Source organism: Monashia sp. HAY1-5C, from assembly GCF_056755255.1.
This window is the reverse complement of record NZ_JBPGXG010000198.1, coordinates 1-6147: the sequence shown is the minus strand read 5'-3', so window position 1 is coordinate 6147 and position 6147 is coordinate 1. Positions and strand designations below refer to the sequence as shown.

Below are 6147 nucleotides of genomic sequence, written 5' to 3'. Positions count from 1 at the left end.
TCCGTCGTCGGCAGCGTCAGATGTGTATAAGAGACAGGCTCACTTGGACTTGATCGCCGTCTCGACGAGCTCGAGCGCCTGCTTGGGGGTCAGCTGGTTCTGGATCACGCCGTAGATGCTGTCGTACATCGCGTTCGCGACAGCGGTCGGCACGAGCAGGTCCGGCTGCGACTCCGGGCTGGTGACGCCCGGGGCGCTTGCAGCGTCGAGCGCAGCCTTCAAGGCGCTCTGGGACTTGGCGTCGACCTTGGGCTGGTACGTCGTCACCGGGGGCTGCCCGTTGTCGACGAGGAGCTGCTGGGCGGCGTCGCTGTAGTAGAAGGCGATGAACTTCTTGACGGCTGCGAGCTTCGCCTCGTCCTCGGAGACCTTGGCGCTGACGACGAGCGGCGCCGAGGCGACGTTCATGATGATGTTCTGGTCGCCGACCCCGTCGGAGAACTTCGGGCCGGCCCAGAAGCCGACGTTCGCGGCCACGGGCGACTTCTGGATCGCACTCGAGGCCCAGACGCCCGCGTCGAGCATGGCAGCCTTGCCGCTCGTGAACTGGTCGACGGCCTGCTGGTAGGTCTGGGTCGACACGTTGGACGCGAACGCGCCGGCGTCGCGCAGCTCGGCGATGTGCTGGTACAGCCGGAGGAAGTCCGGGTTGTCGTAGCTCTGGGTGCCCTTGAGGATGCCGTCGATCTTGTCGGCGTAGCCGAAGCGGCTGAGGTCGGTCAGGAAGCTCCAGACACTGAAGGCCGACTGGTTCGCACCGTTGGAGATCGTCGTGACGCCCTTGGCCTTGAGGGTCTTCGCCGCGGCGAGCAGGTCCTCGAACGACTCGGGCTGCTTGATGCCGTTGTCGGCCAGGATCTTCTTGTTCACCCACAGCCCGGTGAGCAGGCCCTGGTAGGGCACTCCGTAGACGGTCTGTCCGGCGGTGAAGTTCGTCAGCGTGCTCTTGGGAAACTTGTCCGAGAGGCCGAGCTCCTTGAGGACCGGGGCGAGGTCGAGCAGCTTCTCGCCCTGGACCATCTCCTCGGCGTTGGCCTTGTAGACCCAGAACACGTCGGGCAGTGTGTCGCTCTGGGCGGCGATCGACAGCTTCTGCAGGTGCTCGGCCACGGCTTCGCCGGTGACCTGCACGGTGACCGTGGGGTTGGCCTTCTCGAACGCCTGGACGATGGCCCAGGTGGCGGGGTCGGCCGTCTTGACGTCGGGGTTCTGCATCGACAGCGTGATCGTCGTCTTGCCGGACGCGTCGGCACCGCCGGAGTGGGATGAGCAGGCGCCCAGACCGGCTGAGAGGGTCGCGGCGGCCACGGCCGTGATGACCACGCGTCTGGTGGGCCCGATCCTGAGGGACGAGATGGACACTTTCATCTCCTTCGATGAGCGAGGCGGTTTCGGCCGCCTCAGGTGGGGTGCCACGGGTGCGCACCCGGGGTGACGGATCACGTGGAGCCGAGAATCGGCGAAACGTTTGCGCGAAACGTTTGTCCGACGGTAGAGCGGCTCCGCGAGGGTGTCAAGCGTCATGTCGTGGCGCTCGTCCGGAACGTGGTCAGGCCTGCGGTACCCAGGCCTCCGTCGACTCACGCCACTCGATGTGCTGGCGCAGCCGCACCGTCCGCGGGCTGGCCTCGGGCGTCCTGAGGCGTTCGACGAGCAGCTGCACGGCGGCGACACCCATGTCGAAGGCGGGTTGGCGCACCGTGGTGACCTGGGGGCGGAACAGGTCCGAGTTGTCGAAGCCGTCGAACGTGGCGAACGCGATGTCGTCAGGGACGCGCAGACCCTCCTCGGCGAGCGTCCGGAGTGCCAGCACGGCCAGCGGCGTGCTGCTCGCGATGACCGCCGTGGGGCGCTGGGACGTCAGGGCGGTCCGGAGGCCGGCTCGGACGCCGTCGTCTTCGGTGCCGGTGAGGATGTGCTGGTCCTGGATGGACTGCCGGGTCTCGAAGAGGGCGCTCGTGAACCCGTCGAGCCGCTCGTGGAGCGTCGGGACACGGGTGTCGCCGGCCACGATCGCCATGCGTGTGTGGCCGCGGTCGATGAGCCGCAGGCTCAGCTCCCGCATCGCGGCACGGTTGTCGGCGCCGACTTGGTCGAACGGGAGCATGGGGAAGATCCGGTCGAGCAGGATCGTCGGTGGCTTCTCGGTCTCGAGGGACTCGATCAGGCCCGGGTCCGACTCGGCGGCCCGGGCCAGGATGAGGCCGTCGACGCGCCGGTCGAGCAGCGTCTGCACGGCCTTCCGCTCCCGGTCCGCGTCCTCGGCGGAGTTCGCGAGGACGAGGGTCAGCCCGTGCTCGACCGCTGCGTGCTCGACGCCATGGACCATGGCGGCGAAGGCCGGCTCGCCGGCGTCGGAGACGACCAGCCCGATGCTGTCGGTCTTGGCCCGTCGCAACGCCCGGGCCAGGGCGTCCTGGCGGTAGCCGGTCGCCTCGATCGCGGCGAGCACGCGCTGCCGCGTCTCCCCCTCGACGTGCCGTGTCCCGTTGAGGACGTGGGACACCGTCGACACGGACACGTTGGCGCGTCGCGCCACCTCCACCATCGTCGCCATGACTCTTCCCTCTCCAGTGCATCGTTTGCGCAAGTGTAGGGCCCACGGCCGAATCGGGGTATCCGGGCGTCTCACCTGCGCTTTCTCGGGCATCCTTGCGTTCCGAATCGAGCGGGACATAGCATCCGGCTACGAAAACGTTTCGACGCTGATCGAGCGCCGTTTCCCACGGCGGCCGACGGCTCAGGGAAGGACCACCGTGACCCAGCACCAGCCACCGGGCGGCCTGCTCGGCGACCTCACCCGGGCCCGTCGAGCCCGAACCGCTCGCGCGTCGAGCTTCGACCAGACGGGGCGCAACCAGGACAACTGGATCGTCATGCCCGGAGAGTCCAGGACTCTGGCCGACCTCGAGGGTCCCGGCTACATCACGCACATCTGGATGACCCAGTCCTGTCGCATCCAGCCCGGTCCGGGACAGATCGACCCCGCGGTCGTCGGCGTGCCGATGCTCGAGATCCACAACGCCCTCGGCGTCAGCTGGGAGGTCGTGGACCCGGACTACTACCGCAAGGTCGTCCTCAAGATGTACTGGGACGACCAGGAGACCCCCAGCGTGGTCGCACCGCTCGGGGACTTCTTCGGCCTCATGAACTCGCTGTCCGGGACGTACGACTCGCTACCGCTGTCGGTCTCGGCCAAGGAGGCGGAACTGCACACGTTCGGTGGCTCGGCTGCCTTCAACAGCTACTTCCGGATGCCGTTCGGCACGCGCGCGAGGATCGTCGTGGAGAACCAGAACGACATCCCCTACCTCCAGTACTTCTACATCGACTACGAGCTCGTCCCCGAGCCACTGCCCGACGACACCCTGTACTTCCACGCGCACTGGCGCAGGGCGCTGCCCAACCGGGGCTGGGCGCCCGACCTGCAGGCCAACAGCATCGAGACGACCGTGGCCAACCTCGACGGCAAGGACAACTACGTCGCGCTGGAGACGGAGGGCCGCGGCCACTACGTCGGCTGCACCCTCGCCGTCCGTCACTTCCAGGGATCGTGGTGGGGTGAGGGTGACGACATGATCTTCATCGACGACGACTCGTGGCCGCCGAGCCTGCACGGCACCGGGATGGAGGACTACTTCGGTCACGCCTGGGGCATGCAGCGGAACGCCTTCCAGTTCAACGGGACCATCGTCCACGAAGAGGACGTGCCGGGCTTCCACCACAGCTACCGCTTCCACATGGTCGACCCCATCCGGTTCGACAGGCGCATCCGGGTCACCTTCGAGCACGGCCACGGCAACCACCTGTCGGACGACTGGTCCTCGACGGCCTACTGGTACCAGACGCTTCCGTCGCCGGCGCTCGACCTCCCGCCGGTGGAGCAGCGTCTGCCGTTGCGGCCCATGGATCGGGTCATCGAGACTCCGCTGCCGGAGCTGACCGACGAACAGCGTCGGGCCAGGGAGACCGCTGCGCGGCGCATGGCCGACTTCGTCGCCAGACGCGATGCACTCCGCGAGGCGCGACGCAGCCAGGTGGACGAGTGGGAGAAGAGCAACGTGGCCATCGCCCGGGCCGTCCGTGCCCGCTACGACGCAGGAGAGCAGCGATGAGGCCCCGCTTCCACTTCACCGCCGAACAGGGCTGGATCAACGACCCCCACGGCATCACGGTCCGTGACGGCCTCTACCACTCCTTCTACCAGTACGTCCCCGGGAGCACCGTGTGGGCGCCAACCTGTCACTGGGGCCATGCCGTGGGGCCGGACCTCTTGTCCCTCAAGCCCCTACCGGTCGCCATCGCGCCCGGCGACGGCGACGACGGCATCTGGACCGGCTCGCTCGTCGCCGGGCCCGACGGCGGGGCACGCATCTTCTACACGGCGACGACGGTGCCGGACTTCGGGATCGGCCGCATCCGGGTCGCCACGCCCACCGGTCCGGACTGGGTCTCGTGGCAGAAGGGAGGCATCGTCGTCGACGCCCCCACGGACCTCGAGCTCATCGCCTACCGAGACCCGTTCATCGTGCGTGACCCCGACGCGTGGCGCATGTTCGTCGGCGCAGGAACGGCCGACGGGACGGCCATGGCCCTCAGCTACCGCTCCGACGACTTGGAGACCTGGACCTACGAGGGTGTTGCCCTGGAGCGGTCGACGCGCGAGCGGGACCCGGTCTGGCTCGGTGCCCTCTGGGAGTGCCCGCAGGTCATCGAGGTCGACGGTGTCCATGCCATGGTGTCCTCGGTGTGGGACGCCGACGTGCTGCACTACGCCGGCTATGCGCTGGGCAGCTACGGGGCGGGGCAGTTCGACGCCAAGACGTGGGGTCGTCTCACGTACGGACCGAGCTACTACGCGCCGTCCTTCTTCCGTGACGCCGACGGCCGGCCCTGCCTCCTGTTCTGGATGCGCGGGGTCGAGGATGCCGAAGCCGGCTGGGCGAGCGCCCACAGCGTCCCGTACGTCCTCGGGGTCGAGGGCGACCGGCTCACCGCGACGCCCCACCCGGACGTGGAACGGTACCGGGCCACGGCCGTGCCGGGTGGGTTCGTCCCCGGGCTCGCGGCCGACGTCACGTGGTCACCTCGGGAGGGCGCGAGCATGGTCGTGACCAGCGCGGGTGAGGAGGTCGTCGGCCTCCAGGTCGGTGGCGGGATGCTCGTCGCTCGGGCGGGCGGACGGCGCTGGGACATGCCGTTCGCGGGCGGGGACGTCCGTGTGCTCCTGGACGCGCAGACGATCGAGATCGCCTGCCCCAGTGGGGTGCTGGGTCTGGTGTCCGAACCCCGCGGTGAGTCGCTGCACGTGGTCGGCGACGATGCGACGGTGTACCCGCTCGTCCGCTGAGAGCGGGCCCGGGCAGCGCAGGCATCCCGGTGGTTGCGCCCCTCACGCTGACGAACGGGCCCAGGCCGTGAGCTCGTCGACCACGGCGTCGGGGTGGGGCAGGGCCTCGATCGCGGTGCGCAGCCGCGCCGCTGCCTCCCGGTACGACGGGTCGTGCAGCAGCGTGCGCAGCGCGGCGGCGACCGTCGCGCTGTGTGTCTCGTCCGGCGACAGGGAGAGCCCGGCGCCGGTGGCGACCAGGCTGGCCGCGTTGAGCGGTTGGTCGGTGCTCTGGGGCAGGCACAGCTGGGGGAGCCCGAAGCAGAGCGCTCCGAGCATCGTGCCGGCGCCGGCGTGGGAGACGACGGCCGAGCAGGAGGGCAGCACATCCGCCTGCGGCAGGAACGGGTACACGAGGGCAGACCTCGGGAGCGGGCCGATCGCCTCCGGGTCGAGGCCGGGTCCCGTCGTCGTCACGACGTTGACCGCGACGTCCTCGGCTGCGTCCAGCACGGCTCGGAACACGTCGAGGGCTTGGTTCATGACCGTGCCGAGGGTGAGGTAGACCGTGTCCGGGTACGGCAGGGCGGCGATCGCCCCGGCGACCGAGCCGTCCCCAGGCGGCCCGGCCCAGGGGCGCAGCGAGCGAACGTCGTTCCAGGCCAACGGACGTCGTGTCCGCATACCGGGGGGACAGATGTCCAGGTAGGGCGCCGCGAACACCCGTTCCGCCGGATCGACGCCCAAGGCCCTGGCCAGCGTCGAGCCGATGACGCGGATCATGTCCTCGTTCACGGCGAGCATGGGTCCGTAGCCGT

5 protein-coding genes are annotated in these 6147 nt (G+C 69.2%); 2 read left to right on the top strand and 3 right to left on the bottom strand.

Annotated elements, in window-relative coordinates; all coding sequences use genetic code 11:
* Positions 1–39 precede the first annotated feature (39 nt).
* Both ACR9ZK_RS20360 and ACR9ZK_RS20355 read right to left on the bottom strand, forming a co-directional pair.
* Positions 40–1362 (bottom strand): ABC transporter substrate-binding protein, encoded by a 1323-nt coding sequence (locus ACR9ZK_RS20360; RefSeq protein ID WP_481343786.1) that lies wholly within the window; start codon positions 1360–1362, stop codon positions 40–42.
* Positions 1363–1549: 187 nt separating this feature from the next.
* Positions 1550–2557 carry a LacI family DNA-binding transcriptional regulator gene (locus ACR9ZK_RS20355; RefSeq protein WP_481343785.1) on the bottom strand — a complete coding sequence of 336 codons (1008 nt, stop codon included), beginning with the start codon at positions 2555–2557 and terminating at the stop codon, positions 1550–1552.
* Positions 2558–2756: 199 nt separating this feature from the next.
* Between ACR9ZK_RS20355 and ACR9ZK_RS20350 the strand changes: the two genes are divergently transcribed.
* Together ACR9ZK_RS20350 and ACR9ZK_RS20345 are read left to right on the top strand one after the other, a co-directional pair.
* Complete coding sequence (locus tag ACR9ZK_RS20350) at positions 2757–4115, top strand: glycoside hydrolase family 172 protein (protein WP_481343784.1); 1359 nt, start codon at positions 2757–2759, stop codon at positions 4113–4115.
* On the top strand, positions 4112–5350 hold the full coding sequence (locus tag ACR9ZK_RS20345) for a glycoside hydrolase family 32 protein (protein ID WP_481343783.1): 1239 nt from the start codon (positions 4112–4114) through the stop codon (positions 5348–5350). Before ACR9ZK_RS20350 ends, ACR9ZK_RS20345 begins: the two co-directional genes overlap by 4 nt.
* A gap of 42 nt (positions 5351–5392) precedes the next feature.
* Here ACR9ZK_RS20345 and ACR9ZK_RS20340 read toward each other — a convergent pair.
* Positions 5393–6147, bottom strand: a 755-nt coding sequence (locus ACR9ZK_RS20340; protein WP_481343782.1) for a glycosyltransferase, incomplete at its 5' end; no start/stop codon positions are given.